Consider the following 25,544-nt stretch of genomic DNA (forward strand, 5'->3'; position numbering starts at 1 on the left):
CCTCACCCTCCCTGGGATACGACCCGCTCCGACGCCCTGCGCCAGAGCCACCGGCTGAGCAGTGCGAGGCCCGCCGCCCAGACCGCCTGGGCCGCGAGCTGCGCCGGAGCGGCGGACAACGGGATCCGTCCGATGTAGAGGGACAGCGGCGTGTTGAGCGTCGACTGGAAGGGCAGCAGCGCGCTCAGCGCCTGGAACCACCCCGGGAAGTACCAGAGCGGGGCGTACGCACCGGAGAGCAGGTTCCGCAGGAAGTTCAGGATCTGCAACACGCCCATGTCGCGCATCGTCCAGAAGCACAACAGGTCGACGATCAGCGTCAGTTGGTACAGCACCGTCTGCGCCAGGAGCAGGCTCACGGCACACACCGCCCCGACTCCCGCCGACACCGGCGGCGCGAGCACACCGAGCGCGAGGCAGCTGCCGTAGCCCGCCAACGCCCAGGCCAGGCCGTACAGTTGGTCGCCGAGCGCGCGGTAGAGGTAGTAGCGCGCGGGCGGCACGGTGCGCAGGAACCAGAAGACGACGGTGCCGTAGTGGAGGTGCAGGATCACCGAGTCGCGTGCGTTGTGCCGGTCCAGGCCCCGCAGCGGCGTCATGAGGACCGCCAGCACGGCGAAGGTGACGGCCTGTTCGCGGTCCAGGCCCGCGCTGCTCGCGGTGTTCGCGTACAGCGCCCGCCACAAGCAGACGACCAGCAGGATCTGCACGCACAGCCGGACGAGAGTGGCCGCCGTGCGGCCGGGTGCGAGCACCTCGGCGAGCGGCGTGATCCGGGCGGTCCGCCAGGCCCGGGAGGGGCGCCGGCCGACCCGGCGCACGACGGGGGCCGGTGTCCGCTCGTACGGCGTCGTCTCGTGGGAAGTCATCGCGTACGGCGCCCCTCACGCCGGTTCACGGGCGCCGGGCGTGTCCGGGTCGAGATAGGCGGCCCGCATGACGTCCTCGAAGTCGCTCTCCTCCAGGGCGAGGTCGGCGACGTCGTAGTGCTGGACGACCCGTCGGAGCGCCTCGTGGGCAGGCAGCTGGACCGCCGGGTCCGGGCCGAAGGCGAGGTGGGGGCCGTCCGCGCGGACGATGCGCAGCCCTTCGGGACAGCGGGCGTCGGCCGGCCCCGTGACGGTGGCGCGCACCACCCAGGAGCCGCCGAAACTGCGCCGGATCTGCTCCAGCGAGCCGTCGCGGACGACGCGCCCGTGGTTGATCAGCACGATCCGCTCGGCGAGTTGGGCGACCTCGGTCATGTCGTGCGTGGTGAGGAGCACCGTACGGCCGCGCTCCTGGACCTGGTGCCGTAGGAACCGCCGCACCTGCTCCTTGACAACGATGTCCATACCGATGGTGGGCTCGTCCAGAAAGATCACCGGCGGATCGTGCAGCAGTGCGGCAGCGAGGTCGCAGCGCACCCGCTGGCCGAGTGAGAGATGCCGTACCCGGGTGTCCCAGAAGGTCGAAAGATCGAGAAGGTCGTCGAACTCCCTCAGTCTCGCCCGGTGTTCGGCCTCGCCGATGTCGTAGATGTCCCGCAGGATCGCGAAGGACTCCCGGGCGGGCAGATCCCACCACAGCTGGGTCCGCTGCCCGAACACCGCCCCCACGGCACGCGCGTTGCGCATCCGCTCGCGGTACGGCACCACCCCGACGACCTCCGCCCGGCCGGAGGTCGGCCTGAGTATGCCGGTGAGCATCTTGATGATGGTGGACTTGCCGGCCCCGTTCGGGCCCAGCAGCGCGAGGAGCTCACCGGTCTCGACCTGGAAGGACACATCCTCGACGGCCGTTCTGGCGATCCTGCGCGGTGCCACGAGCGAGCGCATGACGCCCCGGAACCCTTCGCCGCGTTCGGTGGTGTGGAACACCTTGGTGAGTCCTTCGGTGCTGATCGCCGCAGGCATACCTCTCCCGTCTCCCCCGCGCTGTCACGCGCGGCGTTACATCGGATGTATTGATCCAGCAGGAGAGCCGAAGATGCGCTCTGTGCATCGCCAGCATCGGGTACGGTCCGGTGATGAGCGCGAATAAATCTCATATCCCTCACTTCATCTCCACATTTCAGGCGGTGGGTGCCGTGCTGTGTGAGGTGTCGCCCGCCCGACTCATCGGATGAATAAGGGGGTTGGGCATTGACAGCCAGATCGAGACACGGCTTCAATCGTGGGGACTCGGAGCCCGGAACGGACGCTCCCACCCTTCCCCCTCACTCCCTCCTCGGCAGGGGGCCTCTCTCTACGACAACGTTGTCGTGTTTCCCTTTCGCTCATGACATCGGAGGCTGTCCGCCGCATGACCATGCACGCGATCCACGACCTCCTCCTGTCCGCCCGGGAGCGACGCCCCGACGGCACCGCCCTGCGTGACGACGAGGGCTCCTGGACCTACCGCGAACTCACCGCCCACAGCCACGGATTCGGCGCCTGGCTGCGCGACCGTGGCATCGGCCCCGGCGACCGGGTCCTGATCCGGGCGGCCGGCAACCGCAAGACCCTGGCCGCGCTGTACGGCTGCTCCCTCGTCGGCGCGACGGCGATCCCCCTCAGCCCGACCGCGACCCGGCGGGAGCTGGAGCACGTCGTACGGGACGCGACACCCAGCCTGACCCTGCAGGACATCCCGTCGGTCCCGGCCGCCGGGGAACCGTCGTCGGCGGATCTCGACGCCCTCTCCGACCCCACCGCACGGGCCGCTCACCCGGCCCTCCTGATCTACACCTCCGGCAGCACCGCCGCGCCGAAGGCGGTCGTCTGCCGCGCCGAGCAGATCCTCTTCGCGGTCACGGCGATCGCGGAGCGCCTGCGGTACGCGCCGGACGACGTCGTCTACTGCCGGCTGCCCCTCTCCTTCGACTACGGCCTCTACCAGACCTTCCTGGCAGCCCACGCCACCGCCGAACTGGTCGTTGCCCCCGGCGGCGTGGACGGCCGCGTCCTGACCCGGATCCGTGAACTCGGTGCGACCGTCGTCCCGTTGGTGCCGGGACTCGCCACGATCCTGCTGCGGCTCGCCCGGGGCCGGCCGGTGGAGTCGAGCGTGCGCCTCTTCACCAACACGGGCGAGGCGCTGCCGGCCGAGACGATCCGCGAACTGCGCGCCTGCTTCCCGCGGGCGGGGATCCAGCTCATGTACGGCACGACCGAGTGCAAGCGGATCTCCATCGCGCCGGTGGACGAGGACCGTGAGCGGCCAGGCTCGGTGGGACCGCCGCTGACCGGGACGAGGGTCGGGATTCTCGGTGCGGACGGCCACGAGGCCGAGGCCGGTGAGGTGGGGGAGATCGTGGTGTCGGGCCCCCATGTCATGGACGGGTACTGGAACGCCCCCGAGATCACGGCACAGGTCTTCAGACGCCCGGCCGACGGATCCGCTGGGGAGACGGTCCTGCACACCGGCGACTACGGCTACCTGGACACCGACGGCCATGTGTACGTCGTCGGTCGCCGCGACTCCGTCTTCAAGCGCCTCGGTGTCCGCACCAGCACCGCGGAGATCGAGGCGGCGGCCCGCGCGGTCCCCGGCGTGACCGAGGCGGCGGTCCTGCCACCGCTTGACGGCAGGGACGCAGCCCTCTTCGTCGTCGCGTCCGTGCCCGAGACGGAGGTGCTCAGGCAGCTCAGAACCCTGCTCGACGCGCAGAAGGTCCCCGGTGTCTGCCGCACCGTGGCGGAGCTCCCCCGCCAGTCGAACGGCAAGCTGGACCGCGTCGCCCTGCGGTCCCTCCTGACGGAGGTGAGCCCGTGACGACCGCCGCACGGGACCTTGTCCGGCGCTTCGGCAGCCCGCTGTACGTCTACGAGACCGACCAGGTGCGGCAGTCCCTCGCCGACCTGCGCGCCGTGCTCCCGGAACCGGCGGAGCTGTACTACTCCCTCAAGGCCAACCCGCATCCGGAGCTGGCCCGCACCCTGCGGCTCGGCGGCTGCGGAGCCGAGATCAGCTCCCCGGGCGAGCTGCGGGCCGCCGCCCTCGCGGGATGGCCGGGCGGGCGGTGCCTGTACACCGGGCCCGCGAAGACACCCACCGAGATCGACGCGGCCCTCCGCTTCGGCGTGCGCAGGTTCTCCGTGGAGTCGGCGGACGATCTGCGACGCGTCGGTACGGCCGCCACGGAACTCGGCGTCCGAGCCGACTGTCTGATCCGGGTCAGCGGAGTCCTGGAGGGCGCCGCCGGCATCCGGATGTCGGGCCGGGCGACGCAGTTCGGAGTACCGCTCGACGAACTGACCCGGGACCTCCCCTCGTATCTGACCGTGCCCGGCACCCGTGTCGTCGGCGCCCACTTCTTCCCGGTCAGCAACGCCCGGGACGAGGAGAGCCTGACGGCGGAGTTCCTCGGCAGTGTGCGGACGGCCGGCCGGCTGCGCGCACTGGGACTGCCGATGGAACTGGTCGACCTGGGCGGCGGGTTCGGGGCGCCCTTCGCGACCCGGGCCGTGCGGGAACGGTATGCGGGGCTCCGCCAGGTGCTCGGGGACGCGCTGGACGAGCACCTGCCCGGCTGGCGGGTGGGCCGTCCAGCCGTGGCCTTCGAGTCCGGCCGCTACCTCGTGGCGGACTGCGGCCGGCTCCTCGCCACCGTCGTCGAGGTCAAGCGGGGCGAGGACAAGACCCATGTACTGATCGACAGCGGCATCAACCACCTTGCGGGCATGTCCGGTTCGGGCCGGTTGCTACGGCCCGTGATGGAGCCCTTCGTGGAGCGGCGGGGCGGCACACCCGGTGCGGCGTCCGACCCCGGCCCCGTCACGGTGGCCGGCCCGCTGTGCACCCCGGCGGACGTGCTCGGCCACCAGGTACGGCTCGGCGAGGTCGAGGCCGGTGACGTCCTCGTCGTACCGAACGTCGGCGCCTACGGCATGACGGCCGGCCTGCTCGCCTTCCTCAGCCGCGACCTCCCGGTCGAAGTGGTCCTCGACGGTGGCGCCGCCGTCTCGGCGACCCGCGTCGAACTCCGGCGCACTCGCATCCGGTCGACCTCCGACGACGACCAGTTTCAGCCGGACCCGGCAACTCAAGGAGAACGCACGTGACCGAGACAGCCGAGCAGCGAACGGGCCAGTACGACTTCCCCTTCTCCCACGACCTCATCGCCCAGGAACCCGCCGAGGTGCGGGGTACGGCCCGCAGCGACGCCCGGCTGCTGGTCCTGGACCGCCGTACGGACGCCGTCGAGCACCGGCGCTTCGCCGACCTCGGCCGGTATCTCACCCCGGGAGACGCGCTGGTCGTCAACAACGCCCGGGTGGTCCCGTCGATCCTGCGCGGCACCGACGCCCGCGGCAAGCCCATCGTGGTGAACGTCTTCTCCCCGATGGAGGACGGCACCTGGCACTGTCTGGTCCTCCCGGCCCCCATCGCGGTGCCGGGCGAGCGCTTCCGGTTCGGGGCGGACGGAGAGGTGACCGGGGAACTGCTCCACGAGGAGTCCGTGGGCGTGTGGCGGCTGCGCCTCGAACCTGGAGGCGTGGACGTCCTCTCCCGGGTCGGACAGATCGCGTATCCCGACTATCTGGACAAGGACCCGGAGGACCCCGAGTACTACCAGACGTCCCTCGCCACCCGCCCCGGCGCCACCCTCTTCCCGTCCGCCGCACGGCACTTCACCCCGGAGCTGCTCGGCTCCCTCGAGGAACAGGGCGTTTCCGTCGTGGAGGTGACCCACTTCATCGCCGCGCGGTGGCAGCACGGCTATCTGCGCGAGTGGCTCGGCCAGGACGTGGAGTGGGCCGACGACGAGGGCGTCGACCTGCCGCGCGGAAGGGCCGGCGTGAGCCTGCCGTTCCCCAGGCCCGAGCGGTACGAGGTGTCGCTCCGGGCCGCCGACACGCTCAACGAGCGGCGCCGGGCGGGCGGCCGGATCGTGGTCTGCGGTACGTCGGCGCTGCGCGCGCTGGAGACGGTGGCGGACGACCGCACCGGCCGGGTGTGGCCGGGGTCAGGCTGGACCAACCTGATCCTGGGCCCGGGCCACCGCTTCAAGGTGTGCGACTCCTTCCTGACCAACTTCCACATGCCGCAGAGTTCCGAACTGCGTCTCACCTCCGCCTTCACCGGGGCGCCGGAACTGCTGCGGGTGTACCGGGAGGAAGTCCTGCCGAACGGCTACCTCTTCAACGAGTTCGGCGACTCGATGCTGATCGTCTGAGGAGGACGGAAAATGCAGCGCTCCACCGATATTGAGCCCACTGACAGCGAGAAGGATTTCGAGAAGATCCTCCAGACCAACCTCGGCCTCCCCGCGGACCGGTCGCTCGACCACGACACACCCCTCGCGGACTACGGCCTGGACTCGCTCACCGCGGTCAACATAGTGGTCGACCTCGAGCAGCGGTTCGCCGTCACCTTCCCCGACGACAGGATCATGTTCGCCATGTTCCATTCCGCCCGCACCCTGTGGGACGCCCTGTCGGAGCTGATCGCGTGAACACCCGCTGGAAGAGCCTGCCCAGCGGCGTCGTCCCGGACGTGGCCGACGCCGAGCCGCTCTCCGGCGGCGCGGTGAACGACGTCTGGCGGCTGACCCTCACCGACGGAAGGGCGTACGTCCTCAAGGGATCCGTCGACGCTCCGCCCGACCTGTTCCCGCTGGAGGCGGCCGGACTCAGGGCGCTCCAAGAACGCGCGGGCATCCGTACTCCCCAGGTGTTCGAGGTGAGTGCGCACCACGTCCTCATGGAGGCCCTGCACCCCCGGCCCGACACCGACGAGTTCTGGGAGGCCGCGGGCCGGACCTTCGCCACCCTGCACACGGTGCGCGGCGACCGGTTCGGCTGGGACACCGACGGATGGCTCGGCCTGCTTCCCCAGGAGAACGGCTGGGCCGACGACGGCCACGAGTTCTTCGCCGAGCACCGAATCCGCCGTTACCTGCGCGAGCCGAAGGTACGCCGTGCCCTCGAACCGGCCGACCTGGCGGGCCTGGAGAGGATCTGTGAACGCCTTCCGCAGCTCGTCCCGACGTCTCCCTGCGTGCTCAACCACGGCGACCTCTGGCGCGCGAACATCGTCGCCGACCCGGCCGGTGAACCCGTGTTCCTCGACCCGGCGGTGTGCTGGATGTGGGCCGAGTCCGACCTCAGCATGACGTACTGCTGCGATCCTCCACCGGACCGCTTCTTCCACGCCTACGAGGAGATCTCCCCCCTGCCCGACGGCTGGCGCGACCGCATGCCGCTGCTGCACCTGCGCGAACACCTCAGTGTGCTGGCCCACTTCGGGACGTACGGCGACACCGTGGCGAAGGTCCGGGACGTCGTACGTACCTTCTCCTGAACCCTGAACCCTGAACCCTGAAATCCGGGGAGCCCGCCGTGCCCTGCCTGAAGACCAACGTCCAGCGGGAGTACACCTCCTACCTCTACGGGGCCCTCCCGCTGTGCGTGGCCCTGGCCCACGAGGACACCTTCCCCTGGTACCTGGAGCGTTACGTCCAGCTCCACTCGGAGCACTCCCCGAGCAGCGGCGAGCAACCGCACCTCGACTTCGCCGACTCCTTCGGCTATCGGAAGGTCCTGGAGTGCAGGACCCTCGACTGGGCCGCCGTCTCCGCGGCGGGCCCGTCGGTCATCGACCTGATCCGTGACCGGATCTCCGCCGGCCAGCACTGCACTGTCTTCGTCGACGACGACCATCTGCGCGGCCGGCCGTTCGTCCGGCTGCACGAGTACCTCGTCTTCGGATACGACGACCGTAGACGGGAGGTCGCCGTGGTGGGGTTCGGCGGCAGACCCCGCGTCTTCCGCGAACTCCGCATCTCCTACGACGACTTCGCCAGGGCCTTCCGCGAGGCGAAGTCGGCCGTCCACGAGGGGCGTTCGGAAGTCCGCAGCCCCGTCCAGCTTCTGCGGCCCCGCACGGTCCCGCACAGCTTCAGCCCTGCCCGCCTGGTCCGTGCACTCCAGGACTACCTCTCGGGCACACCCGGCGACACTCAGGACACCGACACCTGGTGGTCCGCTCCCACCGCGCCGGCACCGAACCCGGCCGATCTCGAAACCAGGGCCGGGGTGAGCACGTACGACCATCTGGTCCTCCACCTCACCCAGGTGAAGGACGGGACGGCGGGCCTCGACTACCGCAGGTTCCATCTGCTCTCCGAACACAAGGGAATGGTCCTGCGCCGCCTCGCTCACCTGGCCGAAACCTGCGCCCTGCACGAGCCGCTGGCCGACACCCTCCATGCCTACCGCGAACTGGACAGCCAAGTACGGCAGTTCAGGCTCCGCCTGTTGTTCCTCCCACCCGAGAAGGCCGCCGACGAGGCCGCACGAGGCCTGGCATTCCTGACCCGGCTACGAGAGACCGAGACCCGGCTGCTGGAGCACGCGGTACGGGTCGTCGGGGCGGGGTGACGCGTGCGCAACTCACCGACGAGCCGACTGGCGCCCTGAGCAGCCGTTCCCGCCCCCGACCGCTCGCCCCGCCACCGGCCCGACGCACCCGTACGCCGCCGCAGTGGACCTCGTCATCGCCGCTACAGCGGCTCACCACGGCCTGGTTGTCCTCCACGACGATGCCGACTACGGCACTGTCGCCCGGCACGCATCCGACCTGACCGAGCACAACGTCCACGACATCGTCTGAGGCGTTTCACCGCCCGACAGGTTGTGGGGTTGTCCTCGCTGTCAGGCGAAGGTGGCGATCAAAGAGAACCCCCGCGGCGCCCCGGCCGGAGCACATGTCCCGGCTACCTCGGGAACGGACTGACGGGCTCGGCTGAGGAGACGTCACCGGTCGAGATCCGCGTACTCCGTCTCGGGCACGCCGATGTCCGAGAAGATGGCCCACGCCTGTCGCCTCATCAGTTCGGCGGCGGCGTCGGTCTTCCAGTGGGCGCGGGCGAGTGCCAGGAGGGTGCGGGCCTCACCGAGTCGGTGGCCGGTCCCGCGGTGTACGGCGAGGGCTGCCTGGCCGAGCTCGACGGCCGTGCCGTGTGCTTCCTCGGCCTCCGCTGTCTCGCACAGGGCTGTCAGGGCCTGGCCCTCCACCACGCGGAACGAATGGGCGCGGGCCAGAGCCAGCGCCTGTTCGGCGTGGGTGCGGGCCTCGTCGTACCGGCCCGCTTCCCCGTAGGTGAGGGAGAGGCACAGGAGGCTGTCCGCCTCGGCTCGCCGGAATCGCGCCTCGCGGGCCAGGGCGAGAGCCTGCTCGCCGGCCTGAAGAGCCCGGTCCAGCTGCCCCAGTCGTCGGCGGGCGGCGGCGACAGTGTTGAGGATGCCGGACTGAACCCAGTGCCGTTTCGTGTCCTCGACCAGGGCGAAGGCCCGCCCGGCCTGCTCCAGCCCTTCGCCGTGGCGGCCGAGTTCGATATTGATCTTCGCGATGGCGTCGAGCATCATCGCGCGGCCGTCGCGGTAACCGGCCCGCTTGTCGGAGGCGACCTCCGGGCCGAGGAGGTCGAGTCCGTCGGTGAGACGGCCGAGTTCCCAGTACACCCCGCCCAGGATCTGCAGGGCCGAGCCGGCGTCCCACCAGCTGACCTCTGCCTCTAGTCCGACGGCACGTTCGAGGTGGTCGGCGGCCTCGTGCAGCCGACCCAGATCCCGGCAGGCCATACCGAGGCCGACCATCCCGAATCCTTCGAAGTAGAGATTCCCGGTCTCACGGAAGATGCGCAGGCCGGCGGTGAAATCGTCGTGCGCACTGTCGAGGCGCGCCATGCTCCAATACGCCATGCCTCTGAGGCCGAGACCCGACGCCTCGCCCGACGCCCAACCGAGCTCCCGGCTGATGTCCAGTGCGCGTGTGGCGTGTTCCATCGCCTGTCGGACATGCCCCCGGTCCCACCGCGCCGCTGAAAGGCTGGAGTGCATCGCTGCCTGGCCGAACAGGTCACCATCGGTCTCGGCCGCGTCCAGTGCCGTCTGCGCGGTGGTCTGCCAGGTCTTCCGTGGCAGATGGATCCAGAAGTGGCTGAACAGTGCGGAGGTCAGGTGCCAGGCGACGGGGCGGGGGCCGTGGTGGGCGGCATGGTTGATGACGGCGAGCAGATTCGCCCGTTCTGCATCCAGCCACGGTCCGGCGGCGATGGTTGACGGCATGCCCGGGTGTCTGTCGGGGCGGAGGCTGGTGGGCAGCTCCGGAAAGAGCCCGGTCCCCGCGGTGGTTCGGATGGCGTTGAGGTACCAGATCAGGAGTCGTTCGAGGGCGGCTTCACGGTCCGGCGTTGCCTCCTCCACCAGCGCACACTCCTGTGCGTACTCGCGAAGGAGATCGTGGAACCGGTAACGCGCCGCCGTCGCGGGCTCGACCAGGTGGGCCGAGGTCAGTGCACCGATCAGACGCCGGGCCTGCGACAGTGGCGCATCCAGGAGCGCCGCTGCGGCCTCGGTGGTGAACTCCGCTCCCGGGAACAGGCCGAGCAGGCGGAACAGCCGGCGTGCCCCGGGTGCCAGGACCCGGTACGACACCGAAAAGGCCGTACGCAAAGGAGAGTTGGCGTCTCTGTCCGGCTCCAGTGCCTCCAGCTTGTTGCCCTCGTTCATCTCGGCGACGAGGTCGGCCGTCCGCAGGGCCGGATCGCCCGCGAGCCTGGCGGCGGCCACGCGCAGGGCCAGGGGGAGGCTGCCGCAGAGCCGGATCAGTTCGTCGACCGCGTGTTTGTCGTCGTCGACCCGGTCCGTGCCGAGGGTCCGGCTCAGCAGTGCGCGGGCCTCGTCCGGCTGGAGGAGATCCAGGGGCAGCGCGTGGGCGCCGTCGTGGGCGACGAGGTCGCCGAGCCGGTTGCGGCTGGTCACGAGGACGCAGCAGGTAGGGCCGGACGGCAGCAGCGGACGTACCTGCTCGGCCGAGGCCGCGTTGTCCAGCAGGACGAGCATGCGTCGGTCGGCCAGCAGGGTCCGGAACACGCGGCCCTGGGCCTCGTGGTGCGGGGGGATCTCCGACGCCGCGAGCCCCAGGCTGCGCAGCAGCAGTTCTAGGGCCTCGCCGGGTTCGAGGGGCTGTCGGTCGTGGTCGAAGCCGTGCAGGTTGACGTAGAGCTGGCCGTCCGGGAAGCGGTCGCGGACCTGGTGTGCCCAGTGCACGGCCAGTGCGGTCTTGCCAATGCCCGCGGCGCCGCCGATGGCGGAGATGACCACGGTGTTCGCCGTCCCTTGCGTCCGCGCGGGCGCAAGCAGCGAGTGGAGTCGGTCGAGTTCGCCGGTGCGGCCGGCGAAACCCGGAGTGTCGTGCGGGAGTTCGGCGGACACGGCTCTCTCGCGCGGTGTGGAGAGTACCGACGGGGGCGGACGCAGGAGGAAGGCGTCGTCCTGGTGCAGTACCGCTTCGTGCACCCGGCGCAGTTGCTCACCGGGATCGGCAGCGAGCTCGTCACGCAGTCGTACGCGCAGGTCCTCATAAGTTCTGAGCGCTTCCGCCTGACGTCCGCGGCCGTACAGGGCCCGCATGCGCAAGGCCGTCAGCGACTCGTCGTAGCGGTCAGCCATCGAAGACGCGGACAGCCCGCTCAGGTCGTCGAGGGCATCGCCGAACCGGCCCAGAAGGACCAGGCACTTGAGCCGCTCCAGCCGGAACGTCCGTCGGCGCTCGTCCAACCGCTGCCGCTCCTCCTGCGCGAACGGTCCCGGCAGCCCGGCCAGGGGCTCGCCCTGGAACAGCCCGATGGCTGCGGAGAGTTGGGCCGCGGCGGTGGCCAGGTCGCCAGACGCGACGGTGCGCAGCGCCTCGTCGCCCCGTTCGTCCAGATCCGCCGTATCGAGCCTGACCTCCTCGACGACGAAGCAGTACCAGCCCTTGCCGCTGCGGATCACCGACTCCGCGGGCGGGGTGCCTTCCGGATCGAGCACCCTGCGCAGCGAGTTGACGTGGGTGGGCAGGACCTTGTGACCGCCTGCGGGAGGCTCCTCGCCCCACACCGCGTCGAGCAGCCGCTCATGACTCGCCACGGCCCCTTGGCGCAGCAGCAGAGCGGCCAGCACGGCCTGCCGCTTGACGGGCCCCAGCTTCAGCGGCGCCCCGCCCCGCCATGCCCGTAACGGTCCGAGCACTTCGAACCGCAGCAGCTGAGGAGATCCGTCGTCCACCCCGAACCCTCCGCTTCCCTACGTCATCGGAATTTCATCAGAATTGCAGCACCCCCGGCCATGTTCATGGACACGACATCGCACAACCCGCACAACCGAAGGGGATCCGCGTGACCGAAGTGGAGTTGGTGGCGACCGCGTTGGCCACGGGGGCGGCGGCCGGACTCACCGACACCTCACGAGGAGTCGTCCACGACCTCCACGCTGTGCTGAAGGAGGCGGTTCGCCGACGATTGTCCGGTGGCTGCGACGGCGTACGGGGAGGCTACGGCGTACGGGTGCTTTATGCGTACGAGACGGACCCCGATGTGTGGCGGACTCGGCTGCTCCAGGTGCTGGCCTCCGGGCCGGAGATGGACGAGGAGATCCTCGGGGCGGCTCGCGCAGTGCTCCGCGCGGAAAGGAGGAAAGGGCACATCACCGCGGTCGTCGGTTGATGCGGAGTGGGCGACCTCTCTGGCCATGGCGATACGCGCCACTGGTGGAAGCAAGCAGGGACGACCGTGAGCTGGGGCGGGAGGCCCGCAGGCACACGTACGACATCCCGTGCGGGCGGCGCAGCCCCGCAGTTGCGACTCCACAGGGAGCTCTACACGGACAAGGGAGCCGACGGACTCGCGCACCGTCGTCGGGGCTCCAGGCCAAGCGCCGTCGGAAGGTCGCCGCCCTGGCGCTCGCCCGTCGGCTGCACGAACTGGGCCTTACCACTGAACGGCACCGGACGGGATCCGCGTACCGCCACTGCCCACGGTGAGCCTCGCGGCTCGGGACCGATCGCGGTTCGCACCCCACGTGGGGAGACACGCGCACTCGTCCGGGGGACGCCGACGCTGAAGCCCAACCCCATGACGCACCCCTTTTCCCGCAGGCAGTCTGGCGCCGGGGCTGGTCTCTTAGGGGGCTGCCCGTGAGACGAGGGGGCATCTGCCATACATCAATCTAGGACATGGACTACTCTTGGTACATGTCCATGAAGCGCACGAACGTCTACGCCGATCCCGAGGACCTTGCGATCATCAAGGAGGCGGCCAAACGGCGAGGCATAAGCGAAGCGGAGATCATTCGGCAGGGGATCCACCTTGCGGCGATGGCAAATCGCGTCTGGGACGAGCCGCTGTTCTCGCGTACCTTCGAAGGGCCGGGGCGTACGCCCTCCAAGGCTGAGGTCCGTGACGTGGTTGCCGACGCGGTCCGCCGCAAGACGGACTCCGGAACTGCCGCGTGATCATCGTCATCGCCGACACGTCCGGCCTCCTGGCTGCCCTCGACTCGACGCACCCGGAATACAGGGCGGCGAACGAGGCGATCATGGCGGCCGGCCTGCTGGTCATGTCGCCGCTCCTGCTGGCGGAACTCGATCACGTCGCCACGCGAGGGCTCGGGCGGGAGGCCGCCGTCAGTGCAGTTGACGACCTCCGCCGCTGGATGAGTCGGGGCCGGGTCGTCGTACCGGAGATCACGGAGGATCACCTGGGTGCAGCCCAGTCTGTTCGTGTCCGTTACCGCGCACTGGATCTCGACCTCGCCGACGCGGTGAACGTGGCGCTGGCCGCGGAGTACGACACCGACGCGATTCTCACCCTCGACCGGCGTGACTTCCGTGCTGTACGGCCGTTGGGGCGTCACAAGGCATTCCGGGTCCTGCCCGACGATCTGCCGTTGTGACGGTCTTCCGGCAGGGAAGTCCCAGCCGCTGAAAGGGACTTCGGCCGGCATCGCCTCCGCTGTGCACGCAAACGCCATTCAGAGTCGCGGAGGGAACGGCAGGCTGAGGTCTCCTGACGCGAAGAGGTTCGGGTCTGAACTGCGAAGCCGCAGGTCAAGCCGGACTTCCTGGCCTGGAGGCATTGTGCGTACGGCTGCCGCCCGGAACCCGTGCCCTCCGCGTGCCCAATCTTCGTGCGCCTGGCGGGCGGGAAACCGCTGGACAACCATCGGCTAAACATAAACCCCAGGCCACTGACCTGGGGTTTCATCATGGAGCGGGTGACGAGAATCGAACTCGCGCTCTCAGCTTGGGAAGCTGATGTTCTACCATTAAACTACACCCGCGTAACACGCCGGACGGAACCGGTGTCGAACGCAACGTTACCTTACCTCATCCCGGGCCCCCGGCGCCGAAGCCGTGGGGCCCTTGGTGCGTCTCAGGGGTGGGACAGGGCTGCGGGCAGCGGGAGTTGGGGCGTACGGTGGAGGGGTGGAAGAGGGTCCGGGCGGGACCGGAGTGCCGCCTGGAGGGCCGTCCCGTTCATCCCGTAACGTGGCATTTGTCGTCAGGTGAGCAGTAGCCCGACGCGGCTCTTGGGGAAGGGACTCTTGGACTTGATGGAGCGCACCGTCGTCCGTTGTGCCGATGGGCACGTGTTCAGCACCGCTTCGTTCCCGATGCAGCAGGCCGAACGACTCGGCCCCGGACGGCTCGTCCGCTGTCCTCGCTGTGCGCGGCTTCGGAGCGTCGTTCCGGTGACCTTGGAGAAGCACTGAAAGATCGGTACCAGGCGCGCGGTCCGTCCGATGGTGGTCGGTCCGCGCGCCTTGCGTATCCTCGGGGCGTGCTTCTCTCAGACAAGGACATCCGGGCCGAGATCGACGCCGGGCGGGTACGGATCGATCCCTACGACGAATCCATGGTGCAGCCGTCCAGCGTCGACGTGCGCCTCGATCGCTTCTTCCGGGTGTTCGAGAACCACCGCTACCCCCACATCGACCCCTCCGTCGAGCAGGCCGACCTCACGCGGCTCGTGGAGCCGGAGGGCGACGAGCCCTTCATCCTCCACCCGGGTGAGTTCGTCCTCGCCTCCACGTACGAGGTCATCACCCTCCCCGACGACCTCGCCTCCCGCCTCGAGGGCAAGTCCTCCCTCGGCCGGCTCGGACTCGTCACCCACTCCACGGCAGGCTTCATCGACCCCGGTTTCAGCGGGCACGTGACCCTCGAGCTGTCGAACCTCGCCACCCTGCCCATCAAACTCTGGCCGGGCATGAAGATCGGCCAGCTGTGCCTGTTCCGGCTCTCCTCGCCGGCCGAGTTCCCCTACGGCAGTGAGCGCTACGGCTCCCGCTATCAGGGCCAGCGCGGCCCCACCGCCTCCCGCTCCTTCCTCAACTTCCACCGGACCCAGGTATGAGCGCCGTACGGGAGAACCTGACCTACGAGGCGTTCGGCACCGCCGTCCGTGAGCTCGCCCAGACCATCGCCGACGACGGCTACGAGCCCGACGTCGTGCTCTCGATCGCCCGCGGCGGAGTCTTCGTCGCCGGCGGCCTCGCGTACGCGCTCGACTGCAAGAACATCCACCTGGTGAACGTCGAGTTCTACACCGGCGTGGGGACCACCCTGGAAATGCCGGTCATGCTGGCCCCCGTCCCCAACGTCATCGACTTCTCCGACCAGAAGGTCCTCATCACCGACGACGTCGCCGACACCGGCAAGACGCTCAAACTGGTGCGCGACTTCTGCCTCGACGCCGTCGCCGAGGTCCGCTCGGCGGTCATCTACGAGAAGTCCCAGTCCCTGGTGAAGTGCGAGTACGTCTGGAAGCGGACGGACGACTGGATCAACTTTCCGTGGAGCGTCCTGCCTCCGGTGCACAGGTCGGGCGAGGCACCCAGGGAGAACAAGGAAGCGGTCTGACCTGCGGTTACCGCAGGCCACTGCGGCACCGGCAGGTCAGGAAGCCCTCGGCTGAGGAACATCCGTCCGCAACGACGTGATGAGGCGGTCAAGGTCACCGCGTGCCGTGTACGTACGAATCGGGTCGATGTAGTCGCGTGACTCGATGATCTGACCGTCCCGGATCCGCATGACGAAGACGCAGGGCACCTTGGACATGGAGCCGTCCGGCAACGTGAACTCATAGGCGAACTCGGCGACGATCACTTCAGGATCGGCGGTCTCGTGAACGACGACGTCGACGACCCGCCTCTTCGGCAAGGACCCCCGGACTTCCGGCGGCACCGTGAAGTGCTCCTGGAGCGCGGACCGACTCGTCAACGGCTCGGACTCGGGCGTGGCCATGGGATGGCGGACATCGGTGACCTCGCCGTACAGGTCGGGCAACTCGTCGAAGTTCCCGTCGGCGACCCCGTGAACAAGCCGGAGAAACACCTCGCGCGGACTCGGACTCACACGACCCTCCCCAGGTGACCCTTTCTCGTCGTACACGCTAGAACGTGCCCAGCTTCACGATCGACAGCAGTGCGATCAGCTGGATCGCGGAGGCGCCGAGCGCCTTCGGCCACGGCAGGTCGTGGGACCTGGACACCATCAGGGTGAGCAGGGCGCCGGCCGCCACCCAGGTCGCCCAGCCCAGGAGCTGGACGAAGGACGCGTCGCCGCCGAAGAACATGGCCACGATCAGGCGGGGGGCGTCGGTCAGGGACATGATCAGCATGGAGAGGCCGACCGTGGGCTGCCACGCTCCGTCGCCGCCGAGCTGGCGGGCCAGGGCGTGGGTGACGACGCCCAGGACGAAGGCCGACAGGACCATGGCGACGGCCGTGGTCAGGACGATCGGGATCGCGTTCGACAGGGTGGCGTTGATCGCGTCCTCTCGGGCGCCCTCGAAGCCGAACACCGCGAGCAGGCCGTAGAGGAAGGTCACGACGAGGGCCGGGCCCCACATCGTGTAGTCCCGCATCTGGAGGAAGGTCTGCCTGGGCGAGAGCAGGATGCCCTTCAGGAGTTCCTTCCAGTGCAGGCGGGGGCCCACCGGGGCGGCCGGGGCCGAGCCCGCGCGGTAGGTGCCGCCCTGGTTGTAGGGGTCCTCCCCGACCGAGAACGCCTGGGTGTGGCCCGGGTTGTTGGCCGCATACGGGTCATGGCCGCCCTGCGGGTGCGGGGCACCACCAGCACCGGCGCCGTCGCCGAAGTACTCCGGCTCGTCGTAGCCCCCGCCGCCGCCGCCCTGGGTCCACTGGCCCGGGTGGGGCTGCGGCGCGGGGGGATAGCCGTACGGCTGTCCCTGGGGCGCCTGCTGCCCGTACGGAGGTTGTTGCGGTCGCGCGTGAGGAGCGCCGTTGTCCCGGCCGCGTCCGATCCTGAATCCAGCCACGTCTTCGAACGTACCTGGTCCCGGGGAGCGGCGTGCGCGGCCCGGGGTTTCGGGGACGGCTTTGCTGCCGAGCTGTGACATCCCTTAAGGGGGTTCTCGTCTGTCCCCTACGGGGTCAGCGGCTGAGGAACGCCGACGTGGAGAACGTCACGGCCGGCTCCGCGCTCACGAGCCCCTTCCTCGCCCCGGAGAAGACGGCGACCGTGTCCTTCGTCTCGCTCCGGTACGTCCGTACCGCCAGGTCCGCCCGGCCGTCGCCGTCGAAGTCGCCGACCGCGAGGACGCGGGTGGTTCCGGTGGCGGGGGGTGCGACGGTGGCCGTCGCCTTCTCGGACGGACCTGTCGTACGGCCCTGGAAGACGCGCAGGCGCGAGCCGCTGGAGACCAGTTCGCTCAGGCCGTCGCCGTCGAAGTCGGCGGCGTCCAGGACCGAGCCGGGGGAGTCCAGGGAGCCCTTCGCCGCGGTCGGGAGGTCATAGCGCAGTGACGTTCCTCCCATGGCCCCGACCGCCGCGTCCAGCGCCTTGCCGCGGCCGAAGGAGCCGAGGGCCACGTCGATGCCGGACGGCAGGACGGCTCCGGTTCGGGTCGGGCCCGCCGGACCGCCGAGGACCACGGCGGAGGGACCGGTGCCCTGTGCCGTACGGACGATCAGGTCGTCGTAGCCGTCGCGGTCGACGTCGGCGGCCGGGCCCGTGGGGACCTCGCCGGGCGACCGGATCGGGGCGCCGGCCCCGCTCGGCTCGCCCTTGCGGGTGAACGGGCCGCGCAGGTAGGTGAGGTGACCGCCCGTCGCATGCAGGACCAGGTCCTTCGTGCCGTCGCCGTCGAAGTCGCCGCAGACCGGCTGGTCGGGCCAGTCGTTGCCGACGCGGGCGGCGGGCGGGACCGAGAGGTGAACTGCCTTGCCGGTCAGGCCGGTCGGGGAGCCGAAGAGGATCTGGAGCGGGACCGGGGGCCGGCCCTGGCCGTCGTAGGGCGGGTCGGTGGAGACGACGAGGTCCGTGAAGCCGTCCTTGTCCAGGTCGCAGCTGGCCTCCGCGTCGAACAGGGCGGGGAGTTGGCCGTCGGTGGCCGCGCCCTGTCCGCTCGGGGTGATCAACTGCCGTGCGCCCGGGACCAGTCCGCGCTCGCTGCCGTAGACGATGCCGATGCCGGGATCGTCGGCGTGGGCCTGTGCCTTGACCAGGTCGCCCAGGACGAGGTCGCGGTGGCCGTCGCCGTTGAAGTCGTCCGGGGTCCTGCTGCCCTTGCCCTTCGGCACCGGGAGCCGTGCCGGGGCGTCGGCGATCCGTACGGGGGTGCGGTCCGCCGAGCCGGTGTGCTGGGCGGGGCCGCAGGCGGCGAGGAGGAGGGTGGCGGCGAGGGCGGCGACGGCGGTGATCAGGGTGCCGCCCGGGGGCGTCGTACACATCACGTCTCTCCGCACGATCCGCACGCGCACCGTTCACCTCGTCAGCATCATTGACAACGACCCCGGCAATGATGCACTTGTTCGAGATGCGGCGACAGCCCTGCGGGCGTCGTCGACGGGGGAGAGGCGGAAGGCGTGCGGTTGGCGCTGCTCTGGACGGTCCGGCTGGGCGGGCTGGTCGAGTGGGTCGCGGCGGCGGTGGCCTGTTGGTGGCTGCTGGGAGTGGCGTCCACGCCCCGGCCGTGGACGGGGCCGCTGGTGTGGGGCGCGGTCGCGGCCGGGTGCGCGGTGCTGCGGGCGGGGGCGCTGTGGGGGCTGCGGCGCGGGTCCGGCCGTGTGGTGCCGGACAAGTCCGGGTCCGGTGGCGCTCTCGGCGAGGCGCTGGGGTTCTCCTTCAAATCGGTGCGCTGGATCCGGGCTCGCGGCGGTGCCGTCTGGCTGCTGGTGACCTTCGCGTGCGGTGCCCTCTTCGTCGGGCTGATGGCCACGGGGAGCGAACAGGTCGCCGCGTTGCGGGACGCGGGCGCCGAGGTGAGCGCGGCGAAGGTGGTGGAGCGTCCGCGGGCCGTCCGAGCGGACCTGGGCGAGGACGCCGTACGGGGATACACGTCCCGTCTGGTGGTCGCCGTACCGGACGGTCCCGCACGGCTCGACACGCGCGCGTACACCCTTCGCGTACCCGGCCTCCAGCTTCGTGACCGGGACCGTGGGCGGGACGGCCGTTCCGTGTCTGTCCGCCGAGCAGCAGGTCTACTTCCACCAGGGGTACGAGCCGACGGCGCGTGACCGGCACGACATGGCTCAGCTCCGGCGGGTCTTCGGGATCGCCACCCACTTCTGAGCGGAGATCTGGAAGACGCGGCGCCCCCAGGCCCGGTGGGACCTGGGGGCGCCGAACGGCACAGCTGTGACCGCTTACTTCACCGGCTCCGGTTCCGGCTCGTTCGCCGTCTCCGCCGCGTCCTCCGGGTCGACCGGGGTCCGCACGGACTCCAGCAGGAGCTGGGCGACATCCACGACCTGGATGGACTCCTTGGCCTTGCCGTCGTTCTTCTTGCCGTTCACGGAGTCCGTGAGCATGACGAGGCAGAACGGGCAGGCCGTGGACACGATGTCCGGGTTCAGCGAAAGAGCCTCGTCGACGCGCTCGTTGTTGATGCGCTTGCCGATCCGCTCCTCCATCCACATGCGCGCGCCACCGGCGCCACAGCAGAAGCCGCGCTCCTTGTGGCGGTGCATCTCCTCGTTACGGAGACCCGGGACGTTCGCGATGATCTCGCGCGGGGGCGTGTAGATCTTGTTGTGGCGGCCCAGGTAGCACGGGTCGTGGTAGGTGATGATGCCCTCGACCGGCGTGACCGGGACCAGCTTGCCCTCGTCGACGAGGTGCTGGAGCAGCTGGGTGTGGTGGATGACCTCGTAGTCGCCGCCGAGCTGCGGGTACTCGTTGCCGATCGTGTTGAGGCAGTGCGGGCAGGTCGCGACGATCTTCTTGGCGGACTTGGGCTTGGCGGACTCGGGGACCACCTTGCCGTCGTCGTCGAGCTCCTCGCCGAACGCCATGTTCAGTGCCATGACGTTCTCCATGCCGAGCTCCTGGAACAGGGGCTCGTTGCCGAGGCGGCGGGCGGAGTCGCCGGTGCACTTCTCGTCGCCGCCCATGATCGCGAACTTGACGCCCGCGATGTGCAGCAGCTCGGCGAAGGCCTTCGTGGTCTTCTTGGCCCTGTCCTCCAGGGCACCCGCGCAGCCGACCCAGTACAGGTACTCGACCTCGGTGAGGTCCTCGATGTCCTGGCCGACGACCGGGACCTCGAACTCGACCTCCTTGAGCCACTCCAGGCGCTGCTTCTTGGCCAGGCCCCAGGGGTTGCCCTTCTTCTCCAGGTTCTTGAGCATCGTGCCCGCCTCGGACGGGAACGCGCTCTCGATCATCACCTGGTAGCGGCGCATGTCGACGATGTGGTCGACGTGCTCGATGTCGACGGGGCACTGCTCGACACAGGCGCCGCAGGTGGTGCAGGACCACAGGACGTCCGGGTCGATGACGCCGTTCTCTTCGAGGGTTCCGATGAGCGGGCGCTCGGCCTCGGCGAGAGCGGACGCGGGCACACCGGCCAGCTGTTCCTCGGACGCCTTCTCCTCGCCCTCCATCGTCTTGCCGCCGCCGGCCAGCAGGTACGGGGCCTTGGCGTGCGCGTGGTCGCGCAGGGACATGATCAGGAGCTTGGGGGAGAGCGGCTTGCCGGTGTTCCACGCGGGGCACTGCGACTGGCAGCGGCCGCACTCGGTGCAGGTGGAGAAGTCCAGCAGGCCCTTCCAGGAGAACTGCTCGACCTGGGAGACCCCGAAGACGTCGTCGTCACCCGGGTCGGTGAAGTCGATCGGCTTTCCGCCGGACGTCATCGGCTGCAGGGCGCCGAGAGCGGTGGAGCCCTCCGCGTTGCGCTTGAACCAGATGTTCGGGAAGGCCAGGAAGCGGTGCCAGGCCACACCCATGTTGGTGTTGAGCGAGACGACGATCATCCACACGAAAGACGTGCCGATCTTGATCGTCGCGACCAAGTAGACGAGGTTCTGCAGCGCGGAGACGCTCAGGCCCTTGAAGGCCAGCACCAGCGGGTACGAGGCGAAGTACCCGGCCTCGTAGCCCTCCACGTGGTGCAGCGCGCCCTCGAGGCCGCGCAGCACGTAGATGGCGAGGCCGATGGTGAGGATGACGTACTCGACGAAGTACGCCTGACCCGCCTTGGAGCCCGCGAAGCGGGACTTGCGGCCGGGGCGGGAGGGCAGGCTCAGCAGGCGGATCACGATGAGCGCGGCGATGCCGAGCACGGTCATGACACCGATGAACTCGATGTACATCTCGAACGGCAGGAACTCGCCGATGACCGGCAGCACCCAGTCGGCCTTGAAGAGCTGGCCGAACGCCTGGGCGAGGGTCGGCGGCAGCGTCAGGAAGCCGATCGCCACGAACCAGTGGGCGAAGCCGACGATGCCCCACCGGTTCATCCGGGTGTGGCCGAGGAACTCCTTCACCAGCGTCACACTGCGGGCGTAGGGGTTGTCGGTCCTGCTTCCGGCGGGCACGGGCTGGCCCAGCTTGAAGTACCGGACGAACTGGCCGATGGCGCGCGCGAGCAGTGCCACGCCGACCACGGTCAGTACCAGCGACACGATGATCGCGGCGAGTTGCATTTAGGGGCTCCTCGGGCCTGCGAGGGGTCTACGAGAGATCCACGAGGACGGATTCTCGTCATTACTAAGCGGTAACTTATGCAGTCCGTTTGAGACTACCCCCATCCTCCGCCGCACTGTAGCCGGGCACGGGGTGATCTGAATCGCTGAGGGTTACCTTAAAACCCGATCGTGTTATTCGTGATGAATTGGTGCATACGCCGCTAATTTGGGCTTGTGCTCTATGGGATCCTCGCCGCAACCTCCGCCCTGCTCCTCGCAGCCGTGCTCGCCGCCGTGCTGCGGGTGCCCGCCCTGCGCCTCGGGATCGTCGACCGGCGATGGCGGCGACCCATGCCGCTGTCCGGCGGTGTGGCGGTGGTCGTCGCCACCTGTCTGGTCGCGGCGGTCGGGGATTGGAAAGGGGCCACACCCCTGGGGCCCGAGGTCGAGCGGCTGCTCGTCGCCGGGGCCGCCGTCGCCCTCCTCGGGCTCGTCGCCGACGTACGGCGGGTCAAGGCCCGGTTCCTCGTGGGCGGTACGGCGATGGCGGCGGTGTGTGTCGTGCCGTACGAGGAGACAGGGGTGCTCGCCGGGCTCCTCGCGGCCGGCTGGATCGTCTTCGTCGCCCTCGGGTTCAAGGCGCTGGACCACGCCGAAGGGATCGCCGGGACGGTCGGGGTCGTCACCGCCTTCGGGGCGGGGGCCTGTGCGGCGGCCGAGGTGATGGACGGAGTGGCCGTCCTGCTGAGCGTGCTGGCGGCCGCGCTGACCGGGTTCCTGATGCACAACTGGCATCCCGCGCGGGTGGGACTCGGCGCGTGCGGGGCCCTGTTCACCGGGTTCGTGCTGGCGTCCGCCGCCGTGACGACCCGCGCGGGGCAGGAACTCGGCTCCGGTGCGGGGGTGTTGTTCGCGCTGAACGCGGTGGTGGCCGCCGACGTCGTCCTCGTCGTTCTCGCCCGGGGGCTGTCCGGGCGGCCGCTGCTGCGTGCCGCCCCCGACCATCTCGCCCACCGGTTGCGGCGGCTCGGCCTCACTCCGCAGGGGGCGTCCGTCGTCCTGGGTGTCGCGGCCTTCGGCGGGGTACTCGTCGGGGCCCTCGTGCACCTCGGGTGGGTCGCCGCGACCGCGGCCCTGTGGGTCGCCGCCGTCGCCCTGGTGGTCGTGCTCGTGCTGCTTCGCGTCAAGCCGAACGTGAAGTCCCACCAGGTGCCGCGCCGGGTATCGCCGCAGGTCACGACCCAGTTGCGCGTAAGGAACGGATAAGAGTTGAGCCCGCACGACTCAGGTCTGTTGACCGAGCCGCGGCGGTCGTGCACACTTGAGCCTGTTCCACTCAAGTCAGCTGGAGGAATCAACCATGGCACGTGCGGTCGGCATCGACCTGGGCACGACTAACTCCGTCGTCAGCGTTCTCGAAGGCGGCGAGCCCACCGTCATCACCAACGCCGAGGGTGCCAGGACCACGCCGTCCGTCGTCGCCTTCGCGAAGAACGGCGAAGTGCTGGTCGGCGAGGTGGCCAAGCGCCAGGCGGTCACCAACGTGGACCGGACCATCCGTTCGGTGAAGCGTCACATGGGCACCGACTGGAAGATGGAGCTGGACGGGAAGCCCTTCAACCCGCAGCAGATCTCCGCCTTCATCCTCCAGAAGCTGAAGCGGGACGCCGAGTCCTACCTGGGCGAGAAGGTGACCGACGCGGTCATCACCGTCCCGGCGTACTTCAACGACTCCGAGCGTCAGGCGACCAAGGAGGCCGGCGAGATCGCGGGCCTGAACGTCCTGCGTATCGTCAACGAGCCCACCGCGGCCGCTCTCGCGTACGGCCTCGACAAGGACGACCAGACGATCCTCGTCTTCGACCTCGGTGGCGGCACCTTCGACGTGTCCCTCCTCGAGATCGGCGACGGCGTCGTCGAGGTGAAGGCCACCAACGGTGACAACCACCTCGGTGGTGACGACTGGGACCAGCGTGTCGTCGACTACCTGGTGCAGCAGTTCAAGTCCGGTCACGGCGTGGACCTGGCCAAGGACAAGATGGCCCTCCAGCGCCTCCGCGAGGCCGCCGAGAAGGCCAAGATCGAGCTGTCCAGCTCCACCGAGACCTCGATCAACCTGCCCTACATCACCGCCTCCGCCGAGGGCCCGCTGCACCTGGACGAGAAGCTCACCCGGGCTCAGTTCCAGCAGCTGACCGCGGACCTCCTGGAGCGCTGCAAGACCCCGTTCTTCAACGTCATGAAGGACGCCGGCGTCTCCATCAACGAGATCGACCACGTCGTCCTCGTCGGTGGCTCCACCCGGATGCCCGCCGTCGCCGAGCTCGTCAAGGAGCTCACCGGCGGCAAGGACGCCAACAAGGGCGTCAACCCGGACGAGGTCGTCGCCATCGGCGCCGCCCTGCAGGCCGGTGTCCTCAAGGGTGAGGTCAAGGACGTCCTGCTCCTCGACGTGACCCCGCTGTCCCTCGGCATCGAGACCAAGGGCGGCATCATGACCAAGCTGATCGAGCGGAACACGACGATCCCGACCAAGCGGTCCGAGATCTTCACCACCGCCGAGGACAACCAGCCCTCCGTGCAGATCCAGGTCTACCAGGGCGAGCGCGAGATCGCGGCGTACAACAAGAAGCTCGGGATGTTCGAGCTGACCGGTCTGCCGCCGGCCCCGCGCGGTGTCCCGCAGATCGAGGTCGCCTTCGACATCGACGCCAACGGCATCATGCACGTGACCGCGAAGGACCTGGGCACGGGCAAGGAGCAGAAGATGACCGTCACCGGCGGCTCCTCGCTGCCGAAGGACGAGGTCGACCGGATGCGCCAGGAGGCCGAGCAGTACGCGGAGGAGGACCACCGCCGCCGCGAGGCCGCCGAGACCCGCAACCAGGGCGAGCAGCTCGTCTACCAGACGGAGAAGTTCCTCAAGGACAACGAGGACAAGGTCCCCGGCGAGGTCAAGACCGAGGTCGAGGCTGCCGTCGAGGAGCTGAAGGCCGCGCTCAAGGGCGAGGACACCGCGGAGATCCGCACCGCCACCGAGAAGGTCGCCGCGGTCTCCCAGAAGGTCGGCCAGGCCATGTACGCCGACGCCCAGGCCGCGCAGGGCGCGGGTGACGCCGACGACGCCGGTGCCTCCCAGGCCAAGGCGGACGACGACGTCGTGGACGCCGAGATCGTGGACGACGAGCGTAAGGACGGTGCCGCGTGACGGAGGAGACCCCGGGCTTCGACGAGAAGCCCGACGTCCCCTCCGGCGCCACCCCCGACGACGCCGAGCCGAAGGCCGCCGCCCCCTCTTCGGAGGCGGGGGCGGCCCCGGCCGGGGACGCAACAGCGCAGATCGCCGGCCTGACGGCCCAGCTGGACCAGGTGCGCAAGTCGCTCGACGAGCGCACCGCGGACCTCCAGCGGCTCCAGGCCGAGTTCCAGAACTACCGCCGCCGTGTGGAGCGGGACCGGATCACGGTCAAGGAGATCGCCATCGCGAACCTCCTGACCGAACTCCTGCCCGTGCTCGACGACATCGGCCGCGCGCGGGAACACGGGGAACTTCTCGGCGGGTTCAAGTCCGTCGCGGAGTCCCTGGAGACCGTCGCGGCGAAGATGGGCCTGCAGCAGTTCGGCAAGGAGGGCGAGCCCTTCGACCCGACGATCCACGAGGCCCTGATGCACAGTTACGCGCCCGACGTCACCGAGACGACGTGCGTGGCGATTCTGCAGCCCGGGTATCGCATCGGCGAGCGCACCATCCGCCCCGCGCGGGTGGCCGTGGCCGAACCGCAGCCGGGCGCGCAGACGGTCAAGGCCGAGGACGGTTCCGAGGCCGGCGACGACAAGGACAACGGCCCTGAGGAGGGCTGAGGTCGAAGAGAACGATCG

At 69.6% G+C, this 25,544-nt stretch carries 21 protein-coding genes, 1 tRNA gene and 2 pseudogenes; 16 read left to right on the forward strand and 8 right to left on the reverse strand.

The window, feature by feature from the left end; all coding sequences use genetic code 11:
• Window positions 1–2: 2 nt before the first annotated feature.
• A complete protein-coding gene (locus tag ACIBJB_RS18510; protein WP_398931696.1) occupies window positions 3–869 on the reverse strand; it encodes an ABC transporter permease in 867 nt (288 codons plus the stop codon).
• Between the two features lie 15 nt (window positions 870–884).
• Window positions 885–1,895 carry an ATP-binding cassette domain-containing protein gene (locus tag ACIBJB_RS18515; RefSeq protein WP_398931698.1) on the reverse strand — a complete coding sequence of 337 codons (1,011 nt, stop codon included), beginning with the start codon at window positions 1,893–1,895 and terminating at the stop codon, window positions 885–887.
• A 364-nt stretch (window positions 1,896–2,259) separates the two neighbouring features.
• Here ACIBJB_RS18515 and ACIBJB_RS18520 point away from each other — a divergent pair, with 364 nt between their 5' ends.
• The 7 genes and pseudogenes from ACIBJB_RS18520 to ACIBJB_RS18550 form a co-directional block, all read left to right on the forward strand.
• Entirely contained in the window at window positions 2,260–3,735 is a 1,476-nt protein-coding gene (locus tag ACIBJB_RS18520) for a class I adenylate-forming enzyme family protein (protein WP_398931700.1), read from the forward strand.
• On the forward strand, window positions 3,732–5,024 hold the full coding sequence (locus ACIBJB_RS18525; RefSeq protein WP_398931702.1) for a type III PLP-dependent enzyme: 1,293 nt from the start codon (window positions 3,732–3,734) through the stop codon (window positions 5,022–5,024). Before ACIBJB_RS18520 ends, ACIBJB_RS18525 begins: the two co-directional genes overlap by 4 nt.
• A complete protein-coding gene (locus ACIBJB_RS18530; RefSeq protein ID WP_398931705.1) occupies window positions 5,021–6,139 on the forward strand; it encodes an S-adenosylmethionine:tRNA ribosyltransferase-isomerase in 1,119 nt (372 codons plus the stop codon). The genes ACIBJB_RS18525 and ACIBJB_RS18530 overlap by 4 nt, the downstream gene beginning before the upstream one ends.
• 12 nt (window positions 6,140–6,151) lie before the next feature.
• Window positions 6,152–6,418 carry an acyl carrier protein gene (locus tag ACIBJB_RS18535; RefSeq protein WP_398931707.1) on the forward strand — a complete coding sequence of 89 codons (267 nt, stop codon included), beginning with the start codon at window positions 6,152–6,154 and terminating at the stop codon, window positions 6,416–6,418.
• Window positions 6,415–7,266, forward strand: coding sequence for a fructosamine kinase family protein (locus tag ACIBJB_RS18540; protein WP_398931709.1), 852 nt, complete (start codon window positions 6,415–6,417; stop codon window positions 7,264–7,266). The genes ACIBJB_RS18535 and ACIBJB_RS18540 overlap by 4 nt, the downstream gene beginning before the upstream one ends.
• Before the next feature lie 38 nt (window positions 7,267–7,304).
• The gene (locus ACIBJB_RS18545; RefSeq protein WP_398931711.1) at window positions 7,305–8,345 is read left to right on the forward strand and encodes a hypothetical protein; all 1,041 of its coding nucleotides are present in this window, start codon (window positions 7,305–7,307) and stop codon (window positions 8,343–8,345) included.
• Between the two features lie 91 nt (window positions 8,346–8,436).
• Window positions 8,437–8,577 (forward strand): annotated as a pseudogene (locus tag ACIBJB_RS18550) (VapC toxin family PIN domain ribonuclease); the annotation flags it as partial.
• Window positions 8,578–8,720: 143 nt separating this feature from the next.
• On the opposite strand, the gene ACIBJB_RS18555 reads toward ACIBJB_RS18550, so the two are convergent.
• A complete protein-coding gene (locus ACIBJB_RS18555) occupies window positions 8,721–12,017 on the reverse strand; it encodes an AfsR/SARP family transcriptional regulator (RefSeq protein WP_398931713.1) in 3,297 nt (1,098 codons plus the stop codon).
• A 110-nt stretch (window positions 12,018–12,127) separates the two neighbouring features.
• Between ACIBJB_RS18555 and ACIBJB_RS18560 the strand changes: the two genes are divergently transcribed.
• The 3 genes from ACIBJB_RS18560 to ACIBJB_RS18570 all read left to right on the forward strand — a co-directional run bounded on the left by ACIBJB_RS18560 (window position 12,128) and on the right by ACIBJB_RS18570 (window position 13,682).
• Window positions 12,128–12,454 (forward strand): hypothetical protein, encoded by a 327-nt coding sequence (locus ACIBJB_RS18560; RefSeq protein WP_398931715.1) that lies wholly within the window; start codon window positions 12,128–12,130, stop codon window positions 12,452–12,454.
• Between the two features lie 527 nt (window positions 12,455–12,981).
• Complete coding sequence (locus ACIBJB_RS18565) at window positions 12,982–13,242, forward strand: CopG family transcriptional regulator (RefSeq protein ID WP_398931717.1); 261 nt, start codon at window positions 12,982–12,984, stop codon at window positions 13,240–13,242.
• Window positions 13,239–13,682 (forward strand): PIN domain-containing protein, encoded by a 444-nt coding sequence (locus ACIBJB_RS18570; protein ID WP_398931719.1) that lies wholly within the window; start codon window positions 13,239–13,241, stop codon window positions 13,680–13,682. Before ACIBJB_RS18565 ends, ACIBJB_RS18570 begins: the two co-directional genes overlap by 4 nt.
• Window positions 13,683–13,995: 313 nt before the next feature.
• Here the strand turns inward: ACIBJB_RS18570 and ACIBJB_RS18575 are convergent.
• Window positions 13,996–14,069, reverse strand: a tRNA-Gly gene (locus tag ACIBJB_RS18575).
• A gap of 500 nt (window positions 14,070–14,569) precedes the next feature.
• On the opposite strand from ACIBJB_RS18575, the gene dcd reads away from it, so the two are divergent.
• Both dcd and ACIBJB_RS18585 read left to right on the forward strand, forming a co-directional pair.
• The gene (dcd, locus tag ACIBJB_RS18580; RefSeq protein ID WP_030600337.1) at window positions 14,570–15,145 is read left to right on the forward strand and encodes a dCTP deaminase; all 576 of its coding nucleotides are present in this window, start codon (window positions 14,570–14,572) and stop codon (window positions 15,143–15,145) included.
• Window positions 15,142–15,651, forward strand: a complete 510-nt coding sequence (locus ACIBJB_RS18585; protein ID WP_398931722.1) for a phosphoribosyltransferase — start codon at window positions 15,142–15,144, stop codon at window positions 15,649–15,651. The genes dcd and ACIBJB_RS18585 overlap by 4 nt, the downstream gene beginning before the upstream one ends.
• Before the next feature lie 36 nt (window positions 15,652–15,687).
• On the opposite strand, the gene ACIBJB_RS18590 is transcribed toward ACIBJB_RS18585, so the two are convergent.
• From ACIBJB_RS18590 to ACIBJB_RS18600, 3 genes are read right to left on the reverse strand one after another with little or no spacing between them, the layout of a single operon-like run.
• Window positions 15,688–16,146 carry a nuclear transport factor 2 family protein gene (locus ACIBJB_RS18590; protein WP_398931724.1) on the reverse strand — a complete coding sequence of 153 codons (459 nt, stop codon included), beginning with the start codon at window positions 16,144–16,146 and terminating at the stop codon, window positions 15,688–15,690.
• A 37-nt stretch (window positions 16,147–16,183) separates the two neighbouring features.
• On the reverse strand, window positions 16,184–17,152 hold the full coding sequence (locus ACIBJB_RS18595) for a YIP1 family protein (protein WP_398931726.1): 969 nt from the start codon (window positions 17,150–17,152) through the stop codon (window positions 16,184–16,186).
• A gap of 34 nt (window positions 17,153–17,186) precedes the next feature.
• Entirely contained in the window at window positions 17,187–18,485 is a 1,299-nt protein-coding gene (locus ACIBJB_RS18600) for an FG-GAP repeat domain-containing protein (protein ID WP_398931728.1), read from the reverse strand.
• Between the two features lie 667 nt (window positions 18,486–19,152).
• Here ACIBJB_RS18600 and ACIBJB_RS18605 point away from each other — a divergent pair.
• A pseudogene (locus ACIBJB_RS18605) lies at window positions 19,153–19,326 on the forward strand (nucleotidyltransferase domain-containing protein); the annotation flags it as partial.
• Between the two features lie 74 nt (window positions 19,327–19,400).
• On the opposite strand, the gene ACIBJB_RS18610 reads toward ACIBJB_RS18605, so the two are convergent.
• The gene (locus tag ACIBJB_RS18610; RefSeq protein WP_398931730.1) at window positions 19,401–21,683 is read right to left on the reverse strand and encodes a (Fe-S)-binding protein; all 2,283 of its coding nucleotides are present in this window, start codon (window positions 21,681–21,683) and stop codon (window positions 19,401–19,403) included.
• Window positions 21,684–21,899: 216 nt separating this feature from the next.
• On the opposite strand from ACIBJB_RS18610, the gene ACIBJB_RS18615 reads away from it, so the two are divergent.
• The 3 genes from ACIBJB_RS18615 to grpE all read left to right on the forward strand — a co-directional run bounded on the left by ACIBJB_RS18615 (window position 21,900) and on the right by grpE (window position 25,526).
• Window positions 21,900–22,931, forward strand: a complete 1,032-nt coding sequence (locus tag ACIBJB_RS18615; RefSeq protein WP_398931732.1) for an MraY family glycosyltransferase — start codon at window positions 21,900–21,902, stop codon at window positions 22,929–22,931.
• 94 nt (window positions 22,932–23,025) lie between these two features.
• Complete coding sequence (gene dnaK, locus ACIBJB_RS18620) at window positions 23,026–24,873, forward strand: molecular chaperone DnaK (RefSeq protein WP_069764469.1); 1,848 nt, start codon at window positions 23,026–23,028, stop codon at window positions 24,871–24,873.
• Window positions 24,870–25,526: a nucleotide exchange factor GrpE gene (gene grpE, locus ACIBJB_RS18625; RefSeq protein WP_398931735.1), complete on the forward strand. Its 657-nt coding sequence runs from the start codon at window positions 24,870–24,872 to the stop codon at window positions 25,524–25,526. The genes dnaK and grpE overlap by 4 nt, the downstream gene beginning before the upstream one ends.
• Window positions 25,527–25,544 lie beyond the last annotated feature (18 nt).

Source organism: Streptomyces sp. NPDC050759 (genome assembly GCF_044456945.1).
Taxonomy (GTDB): Bacteria; Actinomycetota; Actinomycetes; order Streptomycetales; family Streptomycetaceae; genus Streptomyces.

What these genes read in the sequence shown, in the direction of transcription:
- ACIBJB_RS18510 (WP_398931696.1), bottom strand. Translation starts at nt 869, where the DNA reads ATGACTTCCCACGAGACGACGCCGTACGAGCGGACACCGGCCCCCGTC.
- ACIBJB_RS18515 (WP_398931698.1), bottom strand. Translation starts at nt 1,895, where the DNA reads ATGCCTGCGGCGATCAGCACCGAAGGACTCACCAAGGTGTTCCACACC.
- ACIBJB_RS18520 (WP_398931700.1), top strand. Translation starts at nt 2,260, where the DNA reads ATGACATCGGAGGCTGTCCGCCGCATGACCATGCACGCGATCCACGAC.
- ACIBJB_RS18535 (WP_398931707.1), top strand. Translation starts at nt 6,152, where the DNA reads ATGCAGCGCTCCACCGATATTGAGCCCACTGACAGCGAGAAGGATTTC.
- ACIBJB_RS18565 (WP_398931717.1), top strand. Translation starts at nt 12,982, where the DNA reads ATGTCCATGAAGCGCACGAACGTCTACGCCGATCCCGAGGACCTTGCG.
- ACIBJB_RS18585 (WP_398931722.1), top strand. Translation starts at nt 15,142, where the DNA reads ATGAGCGCCGTACGGGAGAACCTGACCTACGAGGCGTTCGGCACCGCC.
- ACIBJB_RS18595 (WP_398931726.1), bottom strand. Translation starts at nt 17,152, where the DNA reads ATGTCACAGCTCGGCAGCAAAGCCGTCCCCGAAACCCCGGGCCGCGCA.
- ACIBJB_RS18600 (WP_398931728.1), bottom strand. Translation starts at nt 18,485, where the DNA reads ATGTGTACGACGCCCCCGGGCGGCACCCTGATCACCGCCGTCGCCGCC.
- ACIBJB_RS18610 (WP_398931730.1), bottom strand. Translation starts at nt 21,683, where the DNA reads ATGCAACTCGCCGCGATCATCGTGTCGCTGGTACTGACCGTGGTCGGC.
- dnaK (WP_069764469.1), top strand. Translation starts at nt 23,026, where the DNA reads ATGGCACGTGCGGTCGGCATCGACCTGGGCACGACTAACTCCGTCGTC.